Annotated in this window: 21 protein-coding genes; 15 read left to right on the top strand and 6 right to left on the bottom strand. The window is 56.8% G+C overall.

Annotated elements, in window-relative coordinates; genetic code table 11:
• Window positions 1-182: 182 nt before the first annotated feature.
• Window positions 183-1,286, top strand: a complete 1,104-nt coding sequence (gene folE2 / locus L0664_RS03215) for a GTP cyclohydrolase FolE2 (RefSeq protein ID WP_235224184.1) — start codon at window positions 183-185, stop codon at window positions 1,284-1,286.
• 153 nt (window positions 1,287-1,439) lie between these two features.
• On the opposite strand, the gene L0664_RS03220 is transcribed toward folE2, so the two are convergent.
• Window positions 1,440-2,006, bottom strand: coding sequence for a phage tail protein (locus tag L0664_RS03220; RefSeq protein WP_235224185.1), 567 nt, complete (start codon window positions 2,004-2,006; stop codon window positions 1,440-1,442).
• A 236-nt stretch (window positions 2,007-2,242) separates the two neighbouring features.
• Here L0664_RS03220 and L0664_RS03225 point away from each other — a divergent pair, with 236 nt between their 5' ends.
• Window positions 2,243-3,694 (top strand): TrkH family potassium uptake protein, encoded by a 1,452-nt coding sequence (locus L0664_RS03225; RefSeq protein WP_235224186.1) that lies wholly within the window; start codon window positions 2,243-2,245, stop codon window positions 3,692-3,694.
• 2 nt (window positions 3,695-3,696) lie between these two features.
• Entirely contained in the window at window positions 3,697-5,304 is a 1,608-nt protein-coding gene (locus tag L0664_RS03230; protein ID WP_235224187.1) for a thiamine pyrophosphate-binding protein, read from the top strand.
• On the opposite strand, the gene L0664_RS03235 is transcribed toward L0664_RS03230, so the two are convergent.
• On the bottom strand, window positions 5,301-7,067 hold the full coding sequence (locus L0664_RS03235) for a trypsin-like peptidase domain-containing protein (RefSeq protein ID WP_235224188.1): 1,767 nt from the start codon (window positions 7,065-7,067) through the stop codon (window positions 5,301-5,303). The genes L0664_RS03230 and L0664_RS03235 overlap by 4 nt on opposite strands.
• Window positions 7,068-7,278: 211 nt before the next feature.
• Between L0664_RS03235 and L0664_RS03240 the strand changes: the two genes are divergently transcribed.
• From L0664_RS03240 to glmM, 8 genes are all read left to right on the top strand, one after another.
• Window positions 7,279-8,196: a glycine--tRNA ligase subunit alpha gene (locus L0664_RS03240; RefSeq protein WP_235224189.1), complete on the top strand. Its 918-nt coding sequence runs from the start codon at window positions 7,279-7,281 to the stop codon at window positions 8,194-8,196.
• Window positions 8,193-8,741, top strand: coding sequence for a DUF6446 family protein (locus L0664_RS03245; protein ID WP_235224190.1), 549 nt, complete (start codon window positions 8,193-8,195; stop codon window positions 8,739-8,741). Before L0664_RS03240 ends, L0664_RS03245 begins: the two co-directional genes overlap by 4 nt.
• Window positions 8,741-10,774: a glycine--tRNA ligase subunit beta gene (gene glyS, locus L0664_RS03250; RefSeq protein ID WP_235224191.1), complete on the top strand. Its 2,034-nt coding sequence runs from the start codon at window positions 8,741-8,743 to the stop codon at window positions 10,772-10,774. The genes L0664_RS03245 and glyS overlap by 1 nt, the downstream gene beginning before the upstream one ends.
• Before the next feature lie 69 nt (window positions 10,775-10,843).
• Window positions 10,844-13,393 (top strand): putative PEP-binding protein, encoded by a 2,550-nt coding sequence (locus L0664_RS03255; protein ID WP_235224192.1) that lies wholly within the window; start codon window positions 10,844-10,846, stop codon window positions 13,391-13,393.
• A gap of 187 nt (window positions 13,394-13,580) precedes the next feature.
• Complete coding sequence (locus L0664_RS03260) at window positions 13,581-14,237, top strand: cell wall hydrolase (protein WP_235224193.1); 657 nt, start codon at window positions 13,581-13,583, stop codon at window positions 14,235-14,237.
• 90 nt (window positions 14,238-14,327) lie between these two features.
• Window positions 14,328-15,236: a dihydroneopterin aldolase gene (locus L0664_RS03265; protein WP_235224194.1), complete on the top strand. Its 909-nt coding sequence runs from the start codon at window positions 14,328-14,330 to the stop codon at window positions 15,234-15,236.
• A complete protein-coding gene (folP, locus tag L0664_RS03270) occupies window positions 15,237-16,232 on the top strand; it encodes a dihydropteroate synthase (protein WP_235224195.1) in 996 nt (331 codons plus the stop codon).
• 19 nt (window positions 16,233-16,251) lie between these two features.
• A complete protein-coding gene (gene glmM, locus L0664_RS03275; protein ID WP_235224196.1) occupies window positions 16,252-17,607 on the top strand; it encodes a phosphoglucosamine mutase in 1,356 nt (451 codons plus the stop codon).
• Here glmM and L0664_RS03280 read toward each other — a convergent pair.
• From L0664_RS03280 to ilvC, 3 genes are all read right to left on the bottom strand, one after another.
• The gene (locus tag L0664_RS03280; protein WP_235224197.1) at window positions 17,597-18,493 is read right to left on the bottom strand and encodes a DMT family transporter; all 897 of its coding nucleotides are present in this window, start codon (window positions 18,491-18,493) and stop codon (window positions 17,597-17,599) included. The two genes, glmM and L0664_RS03280, sit on opposite strands and share 11 nt — an antisense overlap.
• A gap of 146 nt (window positions 18,494-18,639) precedes the next feature.
• Window positions 18,640-19,836, bottom strand: a complete 1,197-nt coding sequence (opgC, locus tag L0664_RS03285) for an OpgC domain-containing protein (RefSeq protein ID WP_336247085.1) — start codon at window positions 19,834-19,836, stop codon at window positions 18,640-18,642.
• A gap of 130 nt (window positions 19,837-19,966) precedes the next feature.
• On the bottom strand, window positions 19,967-20,989 hold the full coding sequence (ilvC, locus tag L0664_RS03290) for a ketol-acid reductoisomerase (RefSeq protein ID WP_235224198.1): 1,023 nt from the start codon (window positions 20,987-20,989) through the stop codon (window positions 19,967-19,969).
• A gap of 132 nt (window positions 20,990-21,121) precedes the next feature.
• On the opposite strand from ilvC, the gene L0664_RS03295 reads away from it, so the two are divergent.
• The 4 genes from L0664_RS03295 to L0664_RS03310 all read left to right on the top strand — a co-directional run bounded on the left by L0664_RS03295 (window position 21,122) and on the right by L0664_RS03310 (window position 24,072).
• On the top strand, window positions 21,122-21,577 hold the full coding sequence (locus L0664_RS03295; protein ID WP_235224199.1) for an Lrp/AsnC family transcriptional regulator: 456 nt from the start codon (window positions 21,122-21,124) through the stop codon (window positions 21,575-21,577).
• Window positions 21,574-22,026 (top strand): Lrp/AsnC family transcriptional regulator, encoded by a 453-nt coding sequence (locus L0664_RS03300; protein ID WP_235224200.1) that lies wholly within the window; start codon window positions 21,574-21,576, stop codon window positions 22,024-22,026. Before L0664_RS03295 ends, L0664_RS03300 begins: the two co-directional genes overlap by 4 nt.
• A 67-nt stretch (window positions 22,027-22,093) precedes the next feature.
• Window positions 22,094-22,828 (top strand): GGDEF domain-containing protein, encoded by a 735-nt coding sequence (locus L0664_RS03305; RefSeq protein WP_235224201.1) that lies wholly within the window; start codon window positions 22,094-22,096, stop codon window positions 22,826-22,828.
• A 110-nt stretch (window positions 22,829-22,938) separates the two neighbouring features.
• Entirely contained in the window at window positions 22,939-24,072 is a 1,134-nt protein-coding gene (locus L0664_RS03310) for an aminotransferase class V-fold PLP-dependent enzyme (RefSeq protein ID WP_235224202.1), read from the top strand.
• Between the two features lie 22 nt (window positions 24,073-24,094).
• Here L0664_RS03310 and L0664_RS03315 read toward each other — a convergent pair whose 3' ends face one another.
• The gene (locus tag L0664_RS03315) at window positions 24,095-24,799 is read right to left on the bottom strand and encodes a TIGR02453 family protein (RefSeq protein WP_235224203.1); all 705 of its coding nucleotides are present in this window, start codon (window positions 24,797-24,799) and stop codon (window positions 24,095-24,097) included.
• Window positions 24,800-24,826 lie beyond the last annotated feature (27 nt).

The following is a 24,826-nucleotide window of genomic DNA, read 5'->3' on the forward strand; positions in this document are numbered from 1 at the left end:
CACCCGGATCATGAAAAACGCCTTTGCTAAGGGGGCGAAAACGCTGGCGTTTCGCACCGATTGCGGCCAGTCTCGTTTGATCCAAAGCTGTCACAATCCCGTATCAGGAGCATGTTAAAGTGGAAAAAGAACGCAAGGCACCCCATCTGGAGGTTCTGCGAGCTCAGCCCGAGGGGGACACCATGAATATCCATGCCAAAGACCTGAAACGTGAATTAACCCATGACGAAGCCGCCGATGCGCTGGCATTGCTGCGCCAGTGGGCTGCGGGTGTCACGGACGAAGAAGTGGCCGCCCTTGATCCGTTGGTGTCACGTTTGGTGCCCGGCAAAGAAGTGTCAAACTATCCGGCACTTGCCCGCGCCTACCCCGAAGAATTTGAGGTGGACGAGGTTTACAAAGCGTCAATGCCGGACCTGCAAAACGGGCCGAGCAGCCTGATCAAAGGGGCGAAACGGGCGATCCAGCATGTGGGCATTTCCAACTTTCGGTTGCCGATCCGGTTTCACACCCGCGATGCGGCTGATCTGACGCTTGAAACATCCGTGACGGGAACGGTGTCCTTGGATGCGGAAAAGAAGGGCATCAACATGTCCCGCATCATGCGCACATTTTACAAACACGCCGAAAAGACATTTAGCTTTGAAGTGATCGACGCGGCCTTGGATGCCTATAAAACCGACCTCGAAAGCTTTGATGCGCGGATCATGATGCGGACATCCTTCCCGATGAAAGTGAATTCGCTGCGCTCTGGCCTTGCGGGATACCAATATTACGATATCGCGCTTGAGCTGATTGAAACAGACGGCGTGCGCAAAAAGATCGTGCATCTTGATTATGTCTATTCCAGCACCTGCCCATGTTCTTTGGAGCTGTCCGAACATGCCCGCCAATTCCGCGGGCAGTTGGCCACGCCGCATTCCCAACGAAGCGTCGCGCGGGTGTCTGTCGAATTAGACGACGAGGCGGGAGTTTTGTGGTTCGAGGATTTGATTGATCGCTGTCGTGCAGCCGTGCCCACAGAAACCCAAGTGATGGTGAAACGCGAAGACGAACAGGCGTTTGCTGAACTGAACGCGGCAAATCCGATTTTTGTAGAAGACGCCGCGCGTTTGTTCGCCGAACAAATGCAGGCAGATGACCGCATCGCCGATTACCGTGTTATTGCGTCCCATCAGGAAAGCCTGCACAGCCATGACGCCGTGTCGGTGCTGACCGAAGGATCAACGTTTGACGCGGAATCCCTTGATCCGCGCCTGTTCCAGTCGCTGTTTCATGTGGGGTAGTGATCGGCCCACACTTCAGATCCAGTGTAGGGCGGGAAGGGGGCGACAAATAAAAGCGCGAACGCCTTTTTAACTGGCTAACCTCACCCTAATTCAGCGGCTTAAGAATGCCTTTGATTAGGTTTTGGCCTTCCTTTGGCCAACCAGCATGCCCTACGAAGCTGGCAGCGAGAACGAGGGCTCAGTCGCAGTCTCTACAGACGTATCACGTTCCCAACCTTCATTTTCCATGACAATGGATTGGATCACTACAGCAGGCTTTCCAGTAGCGTCTAAGTCGGACAGGGCCTGAAATTCAGAAACCCAAGCGTTGTAAACTTTGTAAGCGAGAACAATTTGGCCCGCTTCATTGTAAACTTCGATGATCAGGTTCTTGCGGACATCAAACTGCGAAGGGTTTTCCTCCGCCAAATTTTGCGAGGACTGAAAATCAAAGACCTTGTTCGCCCATTCTTGAAAGGAAGTATCGTAGGACACGCCGCGCTCAAGCGTAATTGCAGAATACTCGGTCTGGCCCGGTGCCAGATGCGTTAACGACGGATCGCCGCCCTCACGGTGATGAATAACCTTCGTTGTATGCGAAGGTGCGCTCACCCGATTTACCCCTGCGACGTAGATTTCTTTTCCAGAGCTATCAGACCATTTCAGCTTGAACCGAAAGTTCGGATAGGGCGTGAGGCGTTGTGGGTTTTGAGGATATTCCGAAGGTGGCGTAGTCATAATCTAGTGTCCCTCATTTCGCGACATGATGCCCGTTGTTAAGGTTTTAGGCTCCGATTGCTGTCTCACCAAGTGAGAAGATCGGTGCATCCGATTGGCTTTACTATGCGGCGTGTTTTCTGAGATGCAACCGTCGCGTTTGAATGGTTTTGGTGCGTTCGGCTTACCGATTTTCAGACCTGACATGACTGTCCCAACGCTTGACACTTTGGCCCCCTCAAGCCAACCGTTAACCCATGTTTGACGTACGCCCCGTAGGATATGTGATCGGCCTTTTGGTCGCGGCCCTTGGGGCCACCATGTTCGCGCCTTTGTTGGCTGATCTTACAGCAGGGAACGGTCATTGGCCTGTGTTCCTGGAAAGCGCGGTGATCACGATATTGGTCGGCGGGCTGGTTGCCTTGGCGTGCCAGAACGGGGTGTCGCAAGGGTTGAATATTCGCCAGACGTTTTTGCTGACGACGCTGGTTTGGCTAGCTTTGCCACTGTTTGGATCGTTGCCGTTCGTGTTGGGCGACGCAGAGCTGAATTTCACGGATGCCTTTTTTGAGGCGATGTCAGGGCTGACAACGACAGGGGCCACTGTGATCGTCGGGATTGAGGGGCTGCCCGAAGGGTTAAAGCTGTGGCGCGCGATCATGCAATGGCTTGGCGGCATTGGTATCATTGTTGTGGCGATGGTTTTTCTGCCGGAACTGCGTGTTGGCGGTATGCAGATTTTCCGCAGCGAAGCGTTTGATACAATGGGAAAAATCCTGCCCCGCGCTGCGGAAATTTCCAGCCGAATTTCTGTCATTTACGTCGCCATCACCCTTGCCTGTGCCCTGTCTTATTCCTTCGTCGGGCTGAACGCCTTTGATGCGATCACCCATGCAATGACCACCGTCGCGACGGGCGGTTTTGCCAATTACGACAGCTCGTTCGGGGCGCTGGGGGCGGGGCCGCAGTATGTCGGCAGTGTCTTTATGATCCTCGCGGCACTGCCATTTGTGCGCTACGTCCAACTGATTTCGGGCAACGGCGCGAAGCCGCTGTTGCAAGACAGCCAAATCCGCACCTTCTTTGTCGTGATTTTTGCACTGGTCTTGGTGATGACGCTGTGGCTGTGGCAAACGTTTCACGGCTTTTCCGAAATCGGTTTCCGGGAGTCGCTGTTCAACGTCGTGTCGATCCTGACAGGAACAGGCTACGCCAGCGCGGATTATATGCAGTGGGGGCCTTTTGCCGTCACGATGTTCTTCTTCATCGGGTTGATCGGTGGCTGTGCGGGATCAACCGCATGTAGCGTCAAAATTTTCCGCTATCAGTTGCTGTTTGCGTCCATCAAAGCCCAAATTCGCCGCATTCACAGCCCCCATGGCATCTTTACCCCGCGTTATCAGGGGCGATCGGTGGGGGACGATGTTTTGAACTCGGTCATGGCGTTCTTTGTGGCGTTTATGGTGGCGATCGGGGTGGTTGGTGTTTTGCTTGCGCTGACGGGTCTTGATTTTATCACGTCGATTTCCGGTGCGGCGACGGCGCTGGCCAATGTAGGGCCGGGGTTGGGTAATGAAATCGGACCAGCGGGTAACTTTGCAGGGCTGAATGATGCCGCTAAATGGATCCTCGCGATTGCGATGCTTGTCGGGCGGCTTGAAATTATGGCCGTGTTTACCATCCTCAGCTGGCATTTCTGGAGAGCTTAGCAATGACAAAACGACCCCTCGATGCGCAACCTGCGGTGCGACCCCTTGGCGCGCAAATTTCCCATATGTTGAAAGACCGCGGGATCGATACGATTTTTGGCATTCCCGGTGTGCACAATCAGGAAATGTATCGCGGTATCGAAGAAGCCGGCATTCAGCACGTTTTGGCGCGCCACGAACAGGGCGCGGGGTTTATGGCTGATGGCTATGCGCGGGCGTCCGGCAAACCCGGTGTGTGCTATGTCATTACCGGACCGGGCGTGCTGAACGCGCTGACGCCCATGGGGCAGGCCTATTCGGATTCTGTGCCCGTGCTGATGCTGGCGTCCTGTCTGGATGAGGTCGCGTTCGAAAAGGGCCAGTTGCACCAGATGAACGATCAAGAAGGGGCGGCGGCGTCTGTGACGGATTGGTCTGCAACACCGCTAACGGCAAATGCGACCTATGGTTTGATCGACCGCGCCTTGTCTGAATTTCAAACCAAACGCGCGCGCCCCAAGGCGATCCATGTCCCGATCAAGCTGCTTGAGGCCGAGGCAAGCGCACCGCCTGCCACATCTAAATACACGCACATGCGCGATGAGCGCCCCGAAATGTCGGGCCTCGCCGAAGCTGTGAACCGCGCCAAACGCCCTTTATTTATTTTCGGGGGCGGCGCGGTTTCAGCAGGGCAGGCCGTGCGCGATGTGGTTGAGATCAGCAATGCCGCGTCCATAACCACCTACGCGGGGCGCGGATTGATCCATCACAGCGATCCCTTGCATTTCGGTGCCTGTCTGTCGCGTCCGTCCTCAGAAGCGATCATCGCATCCGCAGATCTTGTGATTGCGGTCGGAACCGAGCTGGCGGAGGTCGATTTGTGGCGGCCCGAACTAGGCAACAGCGTTCCGCTGGTGCGCATTGATATCGACCCCGAGATGTTGACGAGCCGACAAAACACCGGCCAGACGTTTGTCGCGGATGCACGCGCCGCACTTGAGGCATTGTATGAACACCTGACCCCACGCGCAGATGCGGGCTGGTCAACTGAAGAAGTCGCGAAAGCCCGCGCCGCGTGGCGTTCCGAGATCGAGGCAGAGCGCCCCGGCCTGCCATTGATCATCGACACCGTCCGCGCGGCGATGCCCGATGATGTGATGTATTTTTCGGACATGACGGGCTTTGCCTATGCTGCCAAAGACATCTGGCCGATGGAATATCCTGGCCAGTGGCACCATCCGTTCGGGTTTGGCACGCTGGGCTATGCGTTGCCCGCGTCTATTGGTGGCGCTGTAGCGCGCAAGGGCCAACGGACCGCCTGCATCATTGGGGACTACGGGCTGCAATATACCATCGCTGAACTTGGCACCGCTGTTGAGCTTGGCCTGCCGTTGCCGATCATCCTGTGGGACAATGGCAAGCTGGGCGAGATTGAGGATTCAATGGTGCGCGCACAGATCGCCCCGAACGCCGTGATCCAGCGCAATCCCGATTTCCTTGCATTGGCAAAGGCCTATGGCGCACTGTCGGTGCAGCCCGAAACGCTGGCCGATATTGCGCCAGCGTTGGACGCGGCGTTTAAGGCAGATGTCCCGACGGTGATCCGCCTTACGCCTGCGCTAACGGCTTAGTCGTCCCAGCAGCTGACCAGCACGGTCATGTCGGCGGCCATCAACGTCAGCAGTTCTGGCGTCATGTAGGCCACGGATTCTGTTGTCTGAACGTTCAAGCCTGCCGTTTGCAAGGACGTTACGATTTGGTCTGCATCCACAGAAAACGAAACCTCGGGGGGCAAGGATTGCCCGTTCGTTTGCGCCTTTGGCAACAGCATCCCCAGCACCGCGCCGCCATTGTCATAGACAGGGCCACCTGCGTCACCGGGTTGGGCAAAGATCGACAGGCGCTTGACCTCATCCTCACCGTTGAGGCCACGAATATCAGCCAGTTTGCCAAACGTCAGGGCAGGGGTCGTCAACACGTTGCCATAAGGAAACCCCGCGACGGCCACTTCGGCATTCAGGCGCGGCACACCTGTTTGGAATTCTGCAACAGCAGGGGGCGCAAGGGAAGTTGTGGGGCGCAACACAGCCAAGCCCAAAGCGTCGTCTTGATGCACAACAGTTGCGTCATGTTCCAGGCCCAGCGTGATTGACGTACATTCGCCAATCGCCTCGAGCGTGGTCAAAACTTCGCCTGATCTGTTGATATAAAAGCCCGAGCGATCACGGATCGGTTTGCGCACAGCCAATCCTGCAATCAAATCAATCGCCTGATTTTCGTCAGGGCGCGCAATTGCGGGGTCAAGAACCCCGTCGATGGTTGTGAAACTGGCCTGCATTTCCGCAAGGACACGGCGGCGTCGGTCATCATCACCCGCAGGCCAGACCAACGTGAAGCCCTTGATTTGATTATTTTCCAGCACGACGGACGTGTAGGAATGGACGGAGTTGTCTACGCCCTCAATCGTAAAGCTGCGGTCGCGGCGGCTGCGTTCGCCTTCTGGCGGGATAATCGCCAGCGTTTGCAGGATTTCGTATAGGCCGAACATGCGGGTTTGATCGCCCGGTTGGCTGATCAACAACACCTGCGCTGCAACGTCGCCAGAGGCATCAAAGCGCGCGAAGGGGGGCTCATATTCTGCGAACTTTACAACGCCTGTGGGGATTTGCATTTCAATGCCCGTCGCGTCGTCGCGCACCAATTGCAGGCCCATGCCATCAAGGATCGCGTTATAAGAGCCGAGCAATTCAGCACGCTGTCCTGTTGTCAGAACGCCCGTAACCTCGTGGTTGTTGGCCTCTTGCCACGTTGACATAGACCGGCGTGTGCCGCGTCCGTACAAGCCGTCAATCGCACCCTCATAAACGCCAGCCCATTGCAATGCTGTCTGCAACAGGCGCTTTTCGTCGCGGTCCAATGTTTGTTCGCTGGATTGGGCTTCCCGCAGTGTTTCATCGGGGATTGTGATTGGGTCAGGTTCGGGCACGATGATTGGGTTTACAGCGGCGATGGGCGTTTCAGGTGCTTCGGCCGTTGGCGTTTCAATGGCCACGGGTGCCGTCGGGGCTGTGAGGCCCACGGGCCAGAACTGGGTGCGGAACCGTCCACCATCCACGATGTAGCTGTCTGATGGGATCAAACCGGCACGGCGCAAACGACGCAGCTCTGCATCTGCATCCACTGGTGCGTAAGGACCGACAGCAATGCCGTACCATCCCCCGGGCAGGGCGAACCCCGTCACATCATCAACACCGGCTGACGCATAGCCACGCGCGGCATTTTGCGCGCCAGTCAGGGTGCGCTGGGCCTCAATCTGGACCCAAACGCTTTGCTGCGCCAATGCGGGAAAGGCCATCACGAGGCTAAGAATAAGTGCTGATAAAATACGAAACATTGCTTGAAACCGTCCCCGAAGAATCCTTTGCCGGACTGTCCCGTCGCGGCGCTTCGGCGCAATTTATCACTCACAGCCCGAAGCGCACGCGCAAAGTGATGTGAATCCACTGGAAAATAGCCCTAATCACGGGCTGTTGCGGCCTTTTGCGCACATTGACCCCCGCGCCCGCGCCGCCTATGCAAGCGGAAAGCAGAATTAGGGGTCCGATATGGCCGATACGCCGCGCAGTTTTCAGGAGATTATCCTTCGCCTTCAGGCCTATTGGGCCGATCACGGCTGCGCGATTATGCAGCCTTATGACATGGAAGTTGGCGCAGGCACGTTTCATCCCGCGACAACATTGCGATCCTTGGGGAATGTGCCATGGGCGGCGGCCTACGTGCAGCCATCGCGCCGCCCGACGGATGGGCGATACGGCGAAAACCCGAACCGTTTGCAGCACTATTACCAATACCAAGTGCTGATCAAACCCAGCCCGCCCGATTTGCAGGAACTGTATTTGGGGTCGTTGCGCGCAATCGGCGTGGACATGGATCTGCACGACATCCGGTTTGTCGAAGACGACTGGGAAAGCCCGACACTGGGCGCATGGGGCCTTGGTTGGGAAGTCTGGTGTGACGGCATGGAAGTGTCACAATTCACATATTTTCAACAGGTTGGCGGGCACGACTGCCACCCTGTTTCTGGGGAACTGACCTACGGGCTCGAACGCCTTGCGATGTATATTCTTGGCGTCGATCACGTTATGGACATGCCCTACAACGATCCGGACGCACCGATCCCGCTGACCTATGGCGATGTGTTTTTGCAAAACGAACAGGAATATTCGCGGTTCAATTTTGACATCGCGGATACCGACATTTTGCTGAAGCATTTTGAAGATGCAGAGAAAGAATGCGCCGCCATTCTGTCGCACGACCACATTGACCCAAAGACGGGCCATAAAATAGTCATGGCGCAACCCGCCTATGATCAGGCGATCAAGGCCAGCCATTTGTTTAACTTGTTGGACGCGCGCGGGGTCATCTCGGTCACCGAACGTCAGGCCTACATTGGCCGTGTGCGCACATTGTCGAAATTGTGTGCGGATGCCTTTGTGCAAACTGCGGCAGGGGGTGCTATATGAACGCCGTTCGCTTCTGGATCGTTGCGATCCTTGGCTGTGCTTTTGCTGGTGGCGCATTCATGTACTACAACCTCGTTTACGCTGGCTATGCAGAACTGACTGCGGATCAGGTTGGAGAAATCCAATTGTTGAACGTCGCCACGGATCAACCCGAGGCGATTTTGTCGCAAAATGTAAAGGGCATCGACACCGTCAAAGACGGCGTTCGCCTGTCTGGTGCTATTTCGTATCGCGTGTGTTTTGACACGCCCTCTAGTCAGGCAATGCTGTCAGAAACCTATGTCATCATGGATGATGCCGTGCCGCTGAACGCGCCGTCGTGGTTTGACTGCTTTGACGCACAGGCAATCGGCGCGGCGCTGGAAACTGGCGACGCGATTGCCTTCCTGAGCGAAGAAAACATCTCATACGGTGTGGACCGCGTTGTGGCCGTTCTGCCAGACGGACGCGGTTTTGTCTGGCACCAGTTGAACCCCTGCGGTGAGGCCGTTTTCGCCGGTGACAACACGCCTGATGGCTGCCCCGAATTACCCGAGGACTTTTGATGCCTGATCTTCTGATTGAACTCTTCTCCGAAGAAATTCCCGCGCGGATGCAGGCGAAAGCCGCCGCCGACCTGAAAAAGATGATGACCGATGGATTGGTTGATGCGGGCCTGACCTATGCGGGCGCGGGCGCGTTTTCTACGCCGCGTCGATTGGCCTTGTCGGTCGAAGGTTTGACCGCAGAGTCCCCTGATACACGCGAAGAACGCAAAGGCCCGAAAGTCGGCGCGCCAGACCAAGCAATCGAAGGGTTTTGCCGTGGCGCAGGCGTGTCACGCGACAGCCTTGAGGCACGCGATACCGGCAAAGGCAAAGTCTATTTCGCCATAATAGAAAGGCCCGGGCGCAAAGCGTCGGACATCATCGCAGAGGTGTTGGAATCCACGATCCGCAACTTCCCATGGCCCAAGTCCATGCGGTGGGGATCGGGCACGTTGAAATGGGTGCGCCCGCTGCATTCCATCATTTGTATTCTGTCCGACGAAGCAGGTGCGCAGGTCGTGCCCTTCACCGTTGAAGGCATTACATCTGGTGACACCACAAAGGGCCATCGTTTTATGGGCCCCGATGCTTTTTCTGTAACGTCTTTCGAGGATTACGAGGCAAAGTTAAAGCGCGCAAAGGTCATCCTAAGCGCGGATGAACGGGCTGATCTGATCTGGTCAGAGGCGTCCAATCAGGCGTTTGCTGCAGGGCTGGAACTGGTCGAGGATAAGGGGCTTCTGGCAGAGGTCGCGGGCCTTGTGGAATGGCCCGTTGTGTTGATGGGCACCATCGCGGACGACTTTTTGACCCTCCCGCCGGAGGTGTTGACCGCGTCGATGAAAGAGCACCAGAAATTCTTTTCTGTGCGCGATAAGTCTGGCCAAGTCGTGCGATTTGTGACCGTCGCCAACCGCGAAACATCCGATCAGGGCGCGACCATTTTGGCAGGCAACCAGAAGGTGCTGTTTGCGCGGTTGTCGGACGCGAAATTCTTTTGGGAAAACGATCTGCGGATTGCAAAGGCGGGCGGCCAAGAATGGCTGGATGCGCTTGGCAATGTCACGTTCCACAACAAGCTCGGGACGGTGGCCGAATTGGTGGATCGCATGGCCGCGCTAAGCCGCGAAATCGCGCCGCTGGTCGGGGCTGATCCTGACGAAGCCGATAAAGCCGCACGGTTCGCCAAGGCTGATCTGTCGTCCGAAATGGTCTACGAATTCCCCGACCTTCAGGGCTTGATGGGACGCTATTACGCGAAAGAAGCAGGGATGTCGGATGCCGTGGCCGCCGCCGCGCAGGACCACTATTCACCGTTGGGCCCATCCGATGACGTGCCGTCCGCGCCCGTGTCAGTCGCGGTTGCGCTGGCCGAAAAGATCGACAAGCTGACAGGCTTCTGGGCGATTGATGAAAAACCCACGGGGAGCAAAGACCCGTTTGCGCTGCGCCGTGCTGCGTTGGGTGTGATCCGGTTGGTGTTGGAGAACGGGCTGACCCTTAAACTGTCCAACGTTAACATCGATGACCACCTCCTCTCTTTCTTCCACGATCGCCTCAAGGTCTACCTTAAGGACGAAGGCGTTTCTCATGACGTGATCGACGCCTCTCTCGCTATGCCGGGCAACGATGATCTTTTGCTCCTCGTAAACCGCGCCAAAGCGCTCGCTGCTTTCTTGCAAACTGACGATGGGGAAAACCTGATCCAGGGGTTCAAGCGGGCAAACAACATCCTGTCCCAAGCCGAAGACAAAGACGGGGTTGAGTATTCGTACGGTGCGGACATCAAGTTTGCGGAAACCGACGCTGAAAAGGCGTTGTTTGCAGCGCTTGATGCGGCTGACGCCAAAATCGCCCCTGCAATGGCTGCCGAGGATTTCGCCGCTGCAATGTCCGCCATGGCTGATTTGCGCAGCCCGATTGATGCGTTTTTCGAGACTGTGCAAATCAATGCTGACAGCGAAGTCTTGCGTCGCAACCGTCTGAACCTGTTGCACCGCATCCGCACGATCTGCCTGAGCGTGGCTGATCTTAGGAAACTGGAGGGTTAACACTCTCTAAAGGTAATCCTTGCCCTGTCAGCGCACCTGTCTATGGTGCCTGACAGGAGGAATGCCGCAGTGCAGAAAGTTATCACGCTCAAGGATCTTTGCCTTGTCACCAAAACCGCGCAAATGGCCGCGAACATTCATGGTGGGCGGGCGAAATGCCTGCAACGGTTGATCCGGCTGGATATGCCAGTGCCGACGACTGTGGCCTTGTCATTTGATGCTGTGCGCGCGATTGCTGCGGGGCAAGTTGCTGATATCCCACAGATTTTGCGTCATTTCGAAGAAAACCCCCTATTGTCGGTGCGCCCCAGCAGCATGGACCCTGATTGGGGTGGGCCGGGTGCCATGCTCAACATCGGGATGAACGATGCCAAGCACGCGCAGTTGTGTGAAACACTGGGCGAAGATCCTGCCACGCGACTTTATATGCGGTATATTCAGTCCTTTGCAGTCGAAGTTGCGCGCCTTGACCCAGAAGAATTTTATCTGCCCGATCAGCCGTCGCTTGCGGCGCTCAAGGCGATGCTGGCCACCTACGAGACGGAAATGGATGCCGAATTCCCCCAAGACGCGGGTGAGCAGTTGGGCGAGGTTTTGCGATCTATGGCGCGCACTTGGGAAGGCACAACCGCGCGGCTGTTGCGCCAGGCCAAAGGTGCACCGGCAGATGCGGGATTGGGATTGGTCGTGCAGGAAATGGCGTTGGCGATGGGGCCGGGCATTTCCGGATCTGGCGTGATCCAGTTCGTGGACAACACCACGGGGACCGCCCAGATCAACGGGCGCTTTGCACCCCAAGCCACGCACACCGAAATCATTCGCGACAGCGCCAACGCGATTTACTTGACCCGCGATCCGCGTGGCCCGTCCCTTGAAGATGAGGCGCCCGATGCATTTCAGAAACTTATCGAATTTGGCGCGTTGGGCCGTATCCGTCTGCGCGAAGAAATGGAGATCAAGTTCATCCTGCGCGACGGGGAACTGACTATTCTGGATGCTATTCGGGTGCAGCGATCCAGCCGTGCGGCGGTTCGTATTGCTGTTGATCTGGCCACATCAGGTGTGATTGCCAAAGAAGACGCGGTGATGCGGGTACAGCCTGCGGCGTTGTCCGAATTGCTGCACCGCCAAGTAGACCGACGTGCCAAACGCGATTTTCTGGTCCGTGGCATCGCGGCAAGCCCCGGCGCGGCAAGTGGTCGATTGGTGTTCAGTGCCAACGAAGCACAGGCCAGTGCCGCGCGCGAAGAACCCTGCGTTTTGGTGCGGCGTGAAACCACCCCAGAAGATATCCGCGGTATGCATGCCGCTGCCGCCGTTGTGACCCTGCGGGGCGGTGTCACAAGCCATGCGGCTGTGATCGGGCGGGGCATGGGTTTGCCGTGCATCGTGGGCGCGGCTGATATGGACATCGATGAAAAGAAACGTGAAATCACGGTGCCTGACGGCCGCACGTTTCAAGCAGGGGACATGGTGACGGTGGATGGCACGACGGGCCAGATGCTTGCCGGGCAACCTGCGATGCTTGAGGCGGCGCTGGATGATGCGTTTCAAACGCTGTTGTCATGGGCCGATGCCGTGCGCGATATCGGTATCCGCGCCAATGCCGATACGCCTGCCGATGCGCAAACCGCCCGCAATTTTGAGGCCGAGGGGATCGGGCTGTGCCGCACCGAACATATGTTCTTTGATGGTGACCGCGTTGATTTGATGCGCGAGATGATCTTTGCTGAAACGCCGGAAGGGCTCGGGGCGGTATTAGAACGCCTGTTGCCGTTGCAGCGCGCCGATTTCAAAGACCTGTTTCGCATCATGCAGGGCCTACCTGTGTGCATACGTTTGTTTGACGCGCCCTTGCACGAATTCTTGCCTGTGGGAAAATCCGGCATGCGCGAACTCGCCGAGGTGCTCGATGTGCCACTGGCCCAAATCACTGCACGGGTTGATGATTTGTCCGAATACAACCCGATGTTGGGGCAACGCGGCGTGCGTTTGGGCATCTCGGTTCCTGAAATCTACGACATGCAAGCGCGCGCCATTTTCGAAGCGACGGCAGCGGCAAGCGAAACAAGCGGCGCAATTGTCCCTGAAATCATGATTCCGCTGGTCAGTGCCATGCGCGAAGTGGAACTTGTCCAGTCGCGTATCGACGCCGTTGCCGCAGCTGTGCGCACCGAAACTGGCGTTGATTTTGAATATAAGCTGGGCGTGATGGTTGAAACGCCGCGTGCAGCATTGCGTGCCGAAGATATTGCAGAACACGCAGCGTTCCTGTCGTTTGGCACCAATGATCTGACCCAGATGACGTATGGTTTATCGCGCGATGATGCCGGCAAATTCATGTCTGACTACGTCAAACAACAAGTCTACGAAGAAGACCCGTTCCACACGCTGGACCTTGAGGGCGTGGGCGAGTTGTTGAAACTTGGTGCGGAAAGGGGCCGTCGGGGCCGCCCGGACGTGACGTTGTCGATCTGCGGCGAACACGGTGGCGACACCAATGCAATCGCGTTTTGCCGCGCGCAGGGCTTTGATTATGTGTCCTGTTCACCGTTTCGTGTTCCCGTTGCGCGGCTTTCCGCCGCTCAACTGGCCCTAAAAGACAAAATCGGCCAGTGATACCGATCTAGGTGTGCGGGTCAAAAATACAGTAACCCCAATATGTTGTGGTGCATAGTTCGTGCTGTGCCTTAACTGCATCGGTGCGCCGCTCTGCCACGGGGGGGTATGCTAGACGACTCCGTGGCTTTCCCTTAGAGGCAGGGCGCTTGCGTGGGGCAAACCGCGCGTCGATTTGGAAATATCTATGTTGAAGCGCGTTTTGGGGAAAACACTGGCAGCTGCCGTGCTGTCGGTGGTTGCTATGGGTGCACCTGCACAAGCTGATGATGTCTTGGCCGCACGATTGGGTGCGCTGCTGGGGCAGGAACGTACTGCGATCCAACAGGTGTCAGACGTGCGTATTGCTGCCCTGACGGCGGTGCCGCCTGCTTCTGCCCGCAATATCCCAACGGCCCCCGACGTGATTACCTACGACGTCGCATTCCTCAACGGCCAACCTGATGCGTCCGGTGGGGAACAATGGCGTTGTTTGGCCGAAGCGTTGTATTTCGAAGCGCGCGGCGAAAGCGTGCGGGGCATGTTTGCCGTCGGCGAAGTTATCATGAACCGCGTCGATTCTTCGCGCTTCCCCAGTTCCCTTTGTGGTGTGATCAACCAGGGCACGGGCCGCCAGTACGCCTGCCAATTTACATATACGTGTGATGGCAATGCCGAGGTTATTCATGAACCTGCCGCATGGGCCAAGGTCGGAAAAGTTGCCCGTTTGCTGATGGATGGCGCGCCGCGCCAGCTGACCGATGGTGCCACACATTATCACACACGCGCCGTGAATCCACGCTGGGCGCGGGTGTTTCCACGCACCACAACGATCGGGTCGCACCACTTCTACCGTCAGTCCTAGTCGCATCCGCCCCCTAGGGTGGCGCGATAGATGCTTGTTTGGCCCCGCGAGGCTTAGTATTCCACGCGCAACACCTGCGAGGATAACAAGATGAGCAGCGATACAAGATTGGCCTTTGCCCACCCGTCAGAACGGGCAGAGGCAACGTCACCGGATGGCAGCGGCGGGCTGCGTGACCGCATTTCCCTGCGCGATTACATCACCGAAGTCGAAATTGGTGCGTTTCAGGCCGAACGCGGCACGCTGCAACGCATCAAATTCAACGTCGTGGTTGAGGTCGCGCCGCTGACCGGCGCCATCGACGATGATGTCGACCGTATCCTGTCCTATGACCGTGTCACCGAAGCGATTGATGCCGAATTGGGTGCCGAACGCCTGAACCTTCTTGAAACACTGGCAGCGCGGGTGGCAGAGCGGATTTTGCTCGAACCCCAAGCGTTGCGGGTTTTTGTGCGGATCGAAAAGATTGATCGCGGGCCTTATTCGCTTGGCGTTGAAATTGTGCGTGAACAGGGCGGGAACGCCGATGCCGCCGTCGAAACCGTCGAAGATCCGCATCCGCGTGTTGTGTACCTGTCCAACGACGCCATGGCCCGGGACGAGGTTTCGACCCTCATTGACGATCTGGCCAAAGACGACACGCCGTTGATCTTTTGTGTTGGGGCCGGTGAAACGCCTGCACCAAGAACGCGGATTGCAATGGCGCAGCGGCGCATTGATTTATTGGCGATTGAACAAAACGCATGGGTTCTGGCGGGGCGCGACAAGCGTTGTGTTGTTGTTGGCACCCGAACCGAGCTCGACTGGGCGATGAAGAACGGACAGATTTGCGTCTGGGCCCCGTCTAAAATTGTGCTAGACGCGGTGGACGGTCCAAGCGCGCATGCAGCGGATGCACTGGCACTTGTGGCGTGGTTTGCGGGGCAAATGCAGGCACAGGAATTGGTCGTGATCGGGGATGGCGCGCCCGACTGCGCCGTACCGGTGCGCGTTCTGTAGATGGTCTATTACCGCCCGATAGTTATGACGGATCCCTGTCGCCCAGCAGGTGCGCACACAGTGGCGGGGGGCGGGTGTTGGTTTACCCATGCTGAGCGTATGGAGCGCGGCGGATCGTCAGGTCTAGTGACGGCGTCCGACATACCGGCCGATGTATTGACCCGACTGACAGAACCGCGCGCGCTGGTTTCAGGTGTGTCGATGGACAGCCCGCGTATCATGGGCATCTTGAACGTCACGCCGGACAGCTTTTCGGACGGTGGTTTGTTTCGCGAACCGGATGCAGCCCTGGCCCAAGCCCGCCAGATGATGGCGGATGGTGCGGACATTCTTGATATTGGCGGCGAAAGCACGCGACCCGGTGCCGCCACGGTCGATGTAAACGATGAAATCGCCCGAACGGCGCCTGTCATCAAGGCCCTGTTGACGCAAGACTGCGCGCCGATTTCCATCGATACCCGCAAGGCTGGTGTGGCACGTGCGGCGCTGGATGCGGGGGCGACCATTCTTAACGATGTTGCGGCGATGACCTATGACGCGGATATGGCGCAGGTTGCAGCGCGTGCCAATGTTCCGATCTGTTTGATGCACGCACAGGGCGACCCTGAAACCATGCAGGATGCGCCACATTATGATAACGTCACGCTTGATGTTTACGACTTTCTGGCCGCGCGCATCGCCACCGCAGAGGCAGCGGGGATCAGCCGGTCAAACATCATCGTTGATCCGGGGATCGGGTTTGGCAAAACACAGGCACACAACCTTACTCTTTTGAAAAATATATCTATTTTTCATGGGCTTGGATGCCCCATTTTGTTGGGCGCGTCCCGAAAGCGATTTATTGGTGCAATCGGAAATGCACCGCACGCCCGCGACCGGATGCCAGGGTCAGTCGCCGTAGGGTTGCACGGTGCACGCCAAGGTGTGCAAATTCTGCGGGTCCATGATATAGCAGAAACAAGACAGGCGATGAGCCTGCATCTGGCAGTGAATTAAGACTAAGACAGGGCGCCCCATGGCACGTAAATTTTTCGGAACCGATGGTGTACGCGGTAAGGCCAACACCTACCCAATGACTGCGGACATGGCGTTGAAAATTGGCGCCGCAGCGGGGCGGTATTTTCGCAATGACGGGTCGAACGGCCACCGTGTTGTGATTGGCAAAGACACGCGTTTGTCGGGGTACATGTTCGAAAGCGCGCTGACAGCGGGCCTGACCAGTACGGGGATGAATGTACTGCTGCTGGGCCCGATCCCAACGCCGGGTGTTGGCCTGTTGACCACGTCCATGCGCGCCGATCTGGGCATCATGATTTCCGCAAGCCACAATCCGGCCTGCGACAATGGCGTTAAATTCTTTGGCCCGGACGGTTTCAAACTGTCCGATGAGGCAGAGATGGAAATCGAAGCATTGCTGGAAGGTGAGATTATTCCAGCGCAAGCCACCAACATCGGCCGCGCAAAACGCATTGATGATGGCCGGTTCCGCTATGCTGAACGCCTTAAGGGGACGTTTCCGGCAGGTATGCGATTGGATGGGCTTAAGGTTGTTGTCGATTGCGCGAATGGCGCAGGCTACAAGGTTGCGCCCGAAGTCTTGTGGGAACTTGGCGCAACGGTGATCCCTGTTGGCACTGCGCCAGACGGTTTTAACATCAACGAAGGGTGTGGGTCGACAGCCCCGCGCACTGCGGCGGAAACGATCGTGACGCACGGCGCGGATGTGGGCATTTGTCTGGACGGCGATGCAGACCGCGTGATGATCTTGGACGAAAAGGGCATCGTGGCAGACGGCGATCAGATTATGGGCCTGTTTGCATCCCGCTGGGCTGAAAAAGACCGCCTTCAGGGCGGGACTTTGGTGGCGACTGTGATGTCGAACCTCGGGCTGGAACGGTTCCTTAACGATAAGGGTTTGGCCCTGCTGCGCACGAACGTTGGTGATCGCTATGTCGTCGAAGCGATGCGCGCAGGCGGGTATAATCTGGGCGGTGAGCAGTCGGGCCACATCGTCATGACGGACTACGCGACGACTGGCGATGGGTTGCTTGCCGGGCTCCAGTTCCTCAGCGCGATGGTTGAAACCGGTAAACGCGCGTCAGAACTGTGCCGCGTGTTCGAAACCGTGCCCCAAGTCCTTAAGAACGTGCGCTATGAGGCCGGGGCTGATCCATTGTCCGCAGGCGCCGTGCAGGCCGCTATTTCCAGTGCCGAAGCATCGTTGGTCGGCAAAGGCAGACTGCTGATCCGCAAATCTGGAACGGAACCGCTGATCCGCGTAATGGCGGAATGTGTGGATGATACTCTTTTGGGGCAGGTGGTTGATGGCATCGTCGCAGAGGTTGAGGCCGTCGCGAAAATCAGCGCTTAAGCAGCGATTTCAGACCGGCCCATTGGCTGATCGCCAACCCGCACAAGATCAGCGCGAGGGCTGCGAAAAAGCGTTGCGTCAGGACTTCTGACAGCACCCAAGCGCCGAAAACCATGGACCAAACGGGTACCTGGTAATTCACCAATGTCATAAACACGGACCCTGCGGTGCGTATCGTTTGCACGCGCAACAATGCGGCGAAGGCTGTTGGTACAAGACCAAGAAAAACGATCGCATATCCCGCGCGCCCATCTACCCATGTGGGCACGCCTTCAAACACAAGCATTGCCGGGATCAAACAAATAGCGCCCACGACAAGCGTTAGCGCGGCCATCGTGATGCTGTCTACGGGCGGGCAGCGCCGCGTCAGCACGCTTGAAATCGCATAGGACAGCGACGCCGCGATGCAGGCCAGTTGCGGCAGCGCCAAGCTGCCTTCGGAAAAATCAAACGCCCCCGGGCCCACCAGAACGGCCGCGCCGATAAATCCAACGATGACGCCGATTGTTTTGCGGCTTGTCATGCGTTCGTCGGAAAACAGGTGCGCCAAAGGGAAAACGAAAAGCGGCAGGGCGGCCATGGAAATCCCTGCAAAGGCGGATGGCACATATTGTTGCCCCCAACTTAGCAGCGCAAAGGGCAGGGCGGTGTTCAACACACCAATCACCGCGAGGTAACCCCACACGGCGGTTCCGCTTGGCATCGCCCGCCCCATAATCCGAACCAACAGCAGCAGCGTCACAGCACCCAATGTCGTACGCGCGCAGGCAACCGTCAAAGGGCCATACCCCTCAAGCGCGATGGCCACGACCATGAATGTCCCGCCCCAGATAAGGCCAAGCATCAGGATCGAAAGCCAATTGAACAGCGTCGGCTGATCGGACACGAGGTTACCTTTATGTTGGGAAGGCCTTTGTAACCGCTATATTAACGAGAAGGCGTTTTCATTCCAAGGACCAAAACGAAGACCAAATTAGTCGGCGTTCAAAGGGCCCAAAGACATGAACAAACGCCCGCATCGCGTCTTGTTCACTATTGGAACTGCGGCACAAATTTCTGTCGTTTCCGCAGTGCTTGAAAACGGGAATTGAGCGCGGCGGGAATGAAGATTGTGAGTGTCGCAAGAACGACCGCCCCTTCGCTGAACAACAGGTATTCACCAATGAGGTGTGGCGAGATAAACGCAGCGAAAAGGTAAACAAGGGCTGCCTGCCACGCAAAAACCTGCAACGCGTGCTGGCCAAGAAACACCAAGGCTGGACTGTTCAACACCTGCAAAAGGCCGCGTGCGGATGCCGCAATTGCGGGGAACCTTGATTGTGGCCCCGCGATTAAGACCCAGGCTCCGACATATAGATAGGCCATGAACACAAGGATGCGCGATGCGCTCATGTCCAAGCGGTCAAAGCTCAGCGCGGCGATTTCAAACAGGTCGCCCCATTCAGATGGTCCCTGTGAAATAATGATTTTGCTGACGTAGAACACGCCAATCAGGGCAAGGCTGGGCCACAAAAGGTGCAGCGCCGCCCGAGTGCGCATGAACGAAACATCAAGCCGATCTTGCGCCATGTAGAACCCGACAGCCAAGCCACCGAAATACAAGACCTGCCAGCCCAGACGGTTGAGGTAGGCGCCCAGTTGCAGACTGAATTCATCTAGGCCGATAAACGTCGATGCCATTTGCATCCAAACGGTCGAAAGCCCGGTCTGGGCAAGCACCCAGAACCCGAAACTGCACAGCGCAACAGCCCGCCAACGCCCCTTGTGAAGGGCGATCAGCACAGCCGGCGTAAGCAGCATAAACACGATATACAGGGCAAGGATATCGATGCCCCAAATTGGCGTCAGCTGCGCGATTGCCAGAACACCCGCCAGAATAGGCGCCTCCCCAAGGGGGGACGTTAAGAACGCGGGAAGATTTGGCAGCAATGGAATGGTGATGACGAAGGCCACGCAAAGGGCGATGCTCCACCGCAGGAGCATCAGCACACGGCCCGTCATCGCGCGGCGCATTTCAGCCTCTCCGCGTGACAACAAACGCTTGCCGTAGACCAAACCGATGATGAGGCCGGAAAACGCGACGAAACCCTGTGCGGCATCAATGAAGCCGGAGGTGTGATGCAAGTTGCGGCCGATCATCGATGGCGCAACGAAAGACAAATGGCCCATGGTCATACTGATGAGGAAAAACCCACGTATTCCGTCAAAAATTGAAATTCGCATAGCCATAGACTCCGAAGCAGAGGGTGCATCCAGAGAAAGCAGAACAATATGGCACGCCCAAGAAAGAACTATGGCGCCCAAAAGAAAAGAGGCGCCGGTTAAGGCGCCTCTTTCATTTAGATTTGACCAAAATAACTTAGTTCTTGGACTTGTCGACCATCTTGCCGTCGGAAATCCAAGGCATCATATCGCGCAGCTTGCCACCGACCAATTCGATCTCGTGCTCATCGTTGGAACGACGGGACGCTTTGATTGTTGGCTGGCCGACTGCGTTTTCAAGCATGAAGTCACGCACGAATTTGCCGGACTGGATGTCGTCCAGAACCGCCTTCATGCGGGCCTTTGTTTCGACGTATGGCAGGATGCGCGGGCCGGACACGTACTGGCCGTATTCAGCTGTGTTGGAGATCGAGTAATCCATGTTCGCGATGCCGCCTTCATAGATAAGATCCACGATCAGCTTTGTTTCGTGCAGGCATTCGAAATATGCCATCTCAGGCTCATAGCCAGCCTCGACCAGCGTCTCAAAGCCCATGCGGATCAACTCAACGATACCGCCACACAGAACAGCCTGTTCGCCGAACAGGTCGGTTTCGCATTCCTGACGGAAGTTGGTTTCGATGATGCCGGAACGACCGCCACCGATGGCGGAGCAATAAGACAGACCGATTTCGTGCGCCTTTCCGGATGCGTCTTTGTCGACTGCGATCAGGCAAGGCACGCCGCCGCCTTTGGTGTATTCGCCGCGCACCGTGTGGCCGGGGCCTTTGGGTGCCATCATGATGACGTCGACGCCTTCTTTGGGCTCAATCAAACCGAAGTGGACGTTCAGGCCGTGGGCGAACGCAATCGCAGCACCCGGCTTGATGTTGTCGTGAACGTATTTCTTGTATGTCTCTGCCTGAAGCTCGTCCGGCATCGTGAACATGATCACGTCACACCAAGCAGCGGCTTCTGCGATGCCCATAACCTTAAGGCCTTCGCCTTCCGCTTTCTTCTGGGACGGGGAGCCTTCGCGCAGAGCGACGACAAGGTTTTTCGCGCCGCTGTCGCGCAGGTTCAAAGCGTGGGCGTGGCCCTGTGAGCCGTAGCCGAGAATGGCGACTTTTTTGTCCTTGATCAGGTTCACATCGCAGTCACGGTCATAATAAACGCGCATGGGTTTATCCTTTGTTGGGTTGCATTGGCGTGCTTATGGCGCAGGTGATGGGCGTGGGCGAGGGGTGAAAGTGCCTATTTCGCACAAAGATCGAATTTGTTATGCGTCAATTTAATAAATAGTGAGATTTTCATGTTAGATGACATCGATCGCCGCCTTTTGCGCCAGTTGCAGGCCGAACCAACACTTACGGCCGCTGAACTTGGCGCGCGCGCGGGTGTGTCCGCGCTGAAGGCCGCGCGGCGGTTGGGGCGTCTTCAGGAACAGGGGATTCTTAAGGGGCAGCACGCTGTGATTAACTGGGCTGCGCTGGGGTATGCGGTGGGTGTGTCACTTCGCATCACGCTGGATAAAACACAAACGAGGGCCTTTGATGATTTTATTGATGCCGCGCGCGGCATTGCAGAAGTCACTGAAATTCAGACATTTCTGGGCCGCGTCGATGTGCGGCTCAGCGTGATCGCCCGCGATATGGCGCACTATCAAAACATCTATCGTGACCAAATCCTCGCCCTGCCACATATGGCCGATATTGAGGCTTTGATGACCGTCGCGACACTGCACAATGACGAAAGCCTGCCGTTATGATGTTGGATGACACGGATCGTGCGATTTTGGCGGCGCTTAGTCGTGATGCCACCCAAACGGCCGCAGCACTCGGCGGGCGCATCGGGTTAAGCCAACCCGCCACGTGGCGACGCATCAAACGATTGCGCGATGACGGCGTGTTGGCGGGACAGCGCGTCAGTCTGAACGCACAAGCGCTGGGGTTCGGGGTTACGGTGTTTCTTGGCGTTAAACTGGCGACCAAGGGGCGGGTTTCTCTGGATGATTTCGAACGCGCCGTAACGGCCATCCCCGAGGTGCAATTGGTGGAACATGTGCTGGGGCTCTATGATTATCGCCTGCGCGTTGTCGCCCGTGATCTGGCCGATTTCGAACGGGTCTTGCGCCGCCGCGTCATGACGTTGCCCGGCGTCGGTGACGTCGAAGCAAACGTATTGTTAAGCGAAGAACGCAGGCCCGGGCCTATTTAGCGCACCGGTATTCAGGGTTTCTTCAGATATTTTCACTAAGCACCGGCCTAAGGCAGAAGGTGCATTCATGTTGATTGATACGAACCGAAAGATCTGGGTATTTTCAATCTCTATAACGATTTTCGCGCTCGTCGTTTCAGAGGCGTTGAATCTGCTGCTTTTCCCAGCCCTGATTTTACCGGTCACCATGAAGGGAACTGCGATCATCGTTGGCGTAGTGACGATGCCGATTTGCCTATGGATCGGGCGGCAAATGAAGGAAAAAGCAATGATGAGCCTGCAACTTCAGGCCCTTGTTGACCGTGATCGTTTAACGGACGTTGCGACCCGCGACTTTTTCTTTGCGCGCCTGACTGAATTCCCCAACGCCTATGGTGTGTCGCTGATGATCGATATCGACAATTTCAAACAGGTCAATGACACCCACGGGCACCTTGCGGGGGATGACGTTATTCATGCCGTTGCCCAGATTTTGCGGGCGCAAATCCGTGACGTAGATATCGTGTGCCGTTTTGGTGGCGAAGAATTTATCGTGTTTTTGCAGAATGCCACGGCTGAGGAAGGATGGGTCATTGCTGAACGCATCCGCCATTGCATACAGGTCGCGACGACACGCACGGATGCGGGCGATATCAAGGTGACCGTCTCGGTCGGAGGATCGCTGAAGGACCGGTTGGAACATGTCGACGAAGCCATCAAACGCGCCGACGACTGTCTTTACCTCGCCAAACAAAAGGGGCGAAACCGGACGGTGGTCGATTGGCCCCAACGTGGCGCAGTGGAACAGATGCGCGCTTCTTGATTAGGGGATTTCTTTTGTTCGGCAGCGCAGGGCGATCCTGTGTGAAAATAGACTTTGCTCCTTTAGGCGTCGGGCACTAAACATTTGCGGACCGAATAAGGAAATCTGCTATGTCGACCAAATCACTGCGTACGCCCGTTGATCCCAATGGATTGATGGAATTTTCTGTCGTGTTTACCGACCGTTCCCTCAACCATATGTCCAAGGCGTTTCAGGGCGTGATGAAAGACCTCGACGCGCTTTTGTGTGATGTCTACGGCGCGGATGGTGTGGCAATTGTTCCCGGTGGGGGCACCTACGCGATGGAGGCTGTCGCGCGCCAGTTTGGCGGCGCGGCCCACACAATGATCGTGCGCAACGGTTGGTTTTCATACCGGTGGAGCCAGATTTTCGACGCAGGTGACTTCACCGCGAAAACGACGGTGCACAAAGCGCGCCAAACTGGAAACGACAGCCGTGCCCCCTTTGCGCCGGCCCCGATTGACGAAGTGACGGCCGCAATCCGTGACGCGAAACCAGACGTTGTCTTTGCGCCGCACGTGGAAACCAGCGCCGGAATCATTCTGCCTGATGACTACATTACGGCACTGGCCGAAGCCGCCCATGACGTCGGGGCGTTGTTGGTGCTGGATTGCATCGCGTCCGGCTGCGCGTGGGTTGATATGAAGGCAACAGGCGTTGATGTGTTGATTTCTGCGCCGCAAAAGGGGTGGTCCAGCAGCCCGTCAGCCGGCCTCGTGATGATGTCGGCGCGCGCGCTCGAACGTCTGGAAACGACAACATCCAACAGCTTTACCGTCGATCTGAAAAAATGGCGCCAGATTATGGAGGCGTATTTGGGCGACGGTCACGCGTACCATGCCACAATGCCCACGGATGCGTTGCGTGATTTCCGCGACACGATGGTCGAAAGCGCGGCCTTCGGGTTTGACGCGCTGCGCGATGCACAGTGGTATCTTGGGGATGGTGTCCGCAAATATTTCGCCGAAAAGGGGTTCAAATCTGTCGCGGCAGATGGTTTTGGCGCACCGGGCGTGGTGGTGTGTTACACCGATGATCCTGACATTCAGAACGGGTCAAAGTTTGCAGGGGCTGGAATGCAGATCGCCGCGGGTGTTCCGTTGGCTGTGGACGAACCCGCAGATTTTCGCACGTTTCGCATCGGCCTGTTCGGGATCGACAAACTGCGAACACCGGACGTAACGCTTAAGACATTCACTGATGTTGCGGATCAGGTTCTCTGAACCGCCCCAACCACAGTGTCACTTAGGGTCCGGCCAAAATCCGCAGGATTTTGGCCCCCGCCCGCCGCAGGCGTATTCTACAATGTGGGGGTTTCCGCGACGCCGACCAGCATGTCGGACACGGGCCAGATCTTGGCAAATTCTTTTCGTAAAGCACCCACCAGATCGCCTGCAAGATCCGGGTGGCCCGCGATGACCAATCCTTTGTGACGCAACAATTCGCCATGGGATGATCTTTGCCAAAAGGGGGCGGCACGCGTTTCAGCTTAGGCTCCCAAGGGGCGTATCCATGCTGCGCCGCTGTTTCGATTTTGTCCGACACATATGCGCCATCCAGATCGACGACTTTGCGCCAATCGCCCAGCACGTCTTTGGAAAACTCCATCATTCCGGTCGCAACCGTGACCTGCGACGGGTTGATGCCAAAGAACAAAGCAGGATCCTGGCGGGTGCCCGTCTGCACGCCCCACATCATATGAAGATGCGTATTATAGGGCGTCTTGTCCTTTGAAAATCGAACGTCACGATGGGCGCGAAACAGCTTTGTCGTCACCGGATACCCCGTGACGCGCGACAGATGCGGCGCAAGCTCGTCAAGCAGCGCTTTGGCGGGATCACGCAGTTTCGCGTCATACTCGGACTTATGGTCCAAGAACCAATCGCGCGTATTGTCTTGCGCCAATGCGCGCAGGAAGGTCTGGGCGTCTTTGATCAAGGTATCGAACATCTGGGCTCCTGCTTTTGGGTGATCTTA

Source organism: Octadecabacter dasysiphoniae (assembly GCF_021532615.1).
Taxonomy (GTDB): Bacteria; Pseudomonadota; Alphaproteobacteria; order Rhodobacterales; family Rhodobacteraceae; genus Octadecabacter; species Octadecabacter dasysiphoniae.

Coding starts and splice junctions, on each gene's coding strand:
- L0664_RS03230 (WP_235224187.1), top strand. CDS start 3,697: ATGACAAAACGACCCCTCGATGCGCAACCTGCGGTGCGACCCCTTGGC.
- L0664_RS03260 (WP_235224193.1), top strand. CDS start 13,581: ATGTTGAAGCGCGTTTTGGGGAAAACACTGGCAGCTGCCGTGCTGTCG.
- L0664_RS03300 (WP_235224200.1), top strand. CDS start 21,574: ATGATGTTGGATGACACGGATCGTGCGATTTTGGCGGCGCTTAGTCGT.
- L0664_RS03235 (WP_235224188.1), bottom strand. CDS start 7,067: ATGTTTCGTATTTTATCAGCACTTATTCTTAGCCTCGTGATGGCCTTT.
- L0664_RS03295 (WP_235224199.1), top strand. CDS start 21,122: ATGTTAGATGACATCGATCGCCGCCTTTTGCGCCAGTTGCAGGCCGAA.
- L0664_RS03305 (WP_235224201.1), top strand. CDS start 22,094: ATGTTGATTGATACGAACCGAAAGATCTGGGTATTTTCAATCTCTATA.
- folP (WP_235224195.1), top strand. CDS start 15,237: ATGGTCTATTACCGCCCGATAGTTATGACGGATCCCTGTCGCCCAGCA.
- L0664_RS03265 (WP_235224194.1), top strand. CDS start 14,328: ATGAGCAGCGATACAAGATTGGCCTTTGCCCACCCGTCAGAACGGGCA.
- glyS (WP_235224191.1), top strand. CDS start 8,741: ATGCCTGATCTTCTGATTGAACTCTTCTCCGAAGAAATTCCCGCGCGG.
- L0664_RS03225 (WP_235224186.1), top strand. CDS start 2,243: ATGTTTGACGTACGCCCCGTAGGATATGTGATCGGCCTTTTGGTCGCG.
- L0664_RS03220 (WP_235224185.1), bottom strand. CDS start 2,006: ATGACTACGCCACCTTCGGAATATCCTCAAAACCCACAACGCCTCACG.
- folE2 (WP_235224184.1), top strand. CDS start 183: ATGAATATCCATGCCAAAGACCTGAAACGTGAATTAACCCATGACGAA.
- L0664_RS03315 (WP_235224203.1), bottom strand. CDS start 24,799: ATGTTCGATACCTTGATCAAAGACGCCCAGACCTTCCTGCGCGCATTG.
- L0664_RS03240 (WP_235224189.1), top strand. CDS start 7,279: ATGGCCGATACGCCGCGCAGTTTTCAGGAGATTATCCTTCGCCTTCAG.
- L0664_RS03245 (WP_235224190.1), top strand. CDS start 8,193: ATGAACGCCGTTCGCTTCTGGATCGTTGCGATCCTTGGCTGTGCTTTT.
- ilvC (WP_235224198.1), bottom strand. CDS start 20,989: ATGCGCGTTTATTATGACCGTGACTGCGATGTGAACCTGATCAAGGAC.
- opgC (WP_336247085.1), bottom strand. CDS start 19,836: ATGGCTATGCGAATTTCAATTTTTGACGGAATACGTGGGTTTTTCCTC.
- L0664_RS03310 (WP_235224202.1), top strand. CDS start 22,939: ATGTCGACCAAATCACTGCGTACGCCCGTTGATCCCAATGGATTGATG.
- glmM (WP_235224196.1), top strand. CDS start 16,252: ATGGCACGTAAATTTTTCGGAACCGATGGTGTACGCGGTAAGGCCAAC.